Source organism: Ideonella sp. P3_A4, from assembly GCF_056403075.1.
Map to the genome: position 1 here is coordinate 1 of NZ_JBFUGE010001042.1, position 1,397 is coordinate 1,397.

Here is a 1,397-nt window from a genome sequence, read left to right on the forward strand (position 1 = left end):
GTGACCTTCTTCGGTATGCGCACCATTCCCTTCCTGTCCAAGGATGCCCTGGCATGTGCCCGCTGCGGCGATCACACGCCGCTGGATAGAGCCCATTCGACCCGTCTGCAGCGTGGCGAGCAGCTCGACAAGGCCGAAGCATTTGTCGAGCAGTTCCAGCTCGCTCGCAAGAGTGACGTTCAACGCAACTTCCTGCTCGCCACCAGAGCCGGCCGCGAACAAGGCCGCTGAGGCACAGCGCAACGCCCCAAGCGCGCAGGCCAACCACCGTGCCCGCAGGGTGACGGTGGTGTCCTGGGGCGGAGGGCTCATTCGCGGTCGCCCCAACGACAGCACGGCACCACGGTGCCCATGGCACCGAACCACGCGCACCTCGACAGTCGCCCGCGAGCGCCCGTAGCACCAGGGCACCGCCGTCGCCCTGCCGCCGCGACCTCTGCATGCGGACATCTGCGTGCGGCCATCCGCATGCGGACATCTCCCTACAGCCCCCCGCGAAACCCCGCCTGTTTCAAGTCGGCGCAATTTCGGCGTTGACGCTAACTCCGCACATGCCCAGACTGCCTCGCCATCAGCCCGGCCGAACGGTTGATCGCAGGGAGGCATGTTCGGCGATCACTTCTGTCGGCGGCTGTCCGTTCCGGGCGCTCGCTGCATGGACCGTTGCCCTCCTGTTTGTGTCCATCACAGGAGGAGACCATGGTTCGTTCGAAACACTGTTCCCGCGCCGGCAAACTGGGCCTGCTGGCCGTCTCAGCTGCTTCAGCCGCCCTGTTGAGCCTGAGCACGCCGGTTCTCGCGCAAGAAAGCACAGCCGCTCAAGCCGCGCCGATGACCCGGGCGCAGATCGAATCGACGATAGCGCGCGAAATCCAACGCCTGGTGGACGCTCAGAAGCGCATCGAGGGCCAGGGCAAGCATGTCAGCGTCAGTGCGTCCTTGAACACCAAGGGCGACGTGCTGACGCTGAACTTGAGCGTCGAGTACCTGCCCAAGTCGTACGGCGCCGAAATCGAAGACCTGCTGAATGAGCTGGCCACCGCGGCTGAAGACCGGCTGCGCGACCGCAGCACCGTCAAAGCTGTGCAGTTCCGCATCGGCGGGCGCGACATCTACGACTACTTCCCCGCGGAACGGCCGCCGGCACCTAAGCAAGGCAAGTCCAGCCAGGGTCCGCAGACCGCCGGCACCATCGTGCTCGGCGCCGGCCACGGCATCTACTACCACTACAAGTTCAAAGACTGGCGCGCACAGCGCGACCCGAGCAACGGCATCACCGAAGACTTCATCACGCCCAGCTTCACGACCGAGCTGTCGACCTGGCTGGTCGCCCGCAGCAGCGCGACGACGCTGTTCGCGCGCTCACAAGCGACCGACATCCACGAGCCCAGCAAGCA

Annotated in this window: 2 protein-coding genes; both read left to right on the plus strand. The window is 65.5% G+C overall.

Annotated elements, in window-relative coordinates:
• Window positions 1–231: hypothetical protein (locus AC1DYI_RS35650; RefSeq protein WP_477208818.1), on the plus strand; the 231-nt coding region annotated here is incomplete at its 5' end.
• 468 nt (window positions 232–699) lie between these two features.
• Window positions 700–1,397 (plus strand): hypothetical protein (locus tag AC1DYI_RS35655; RefSeq protein ID WP_477208819.1); only part of this gene is annotated, 698 nt, incomplete at its 3' end.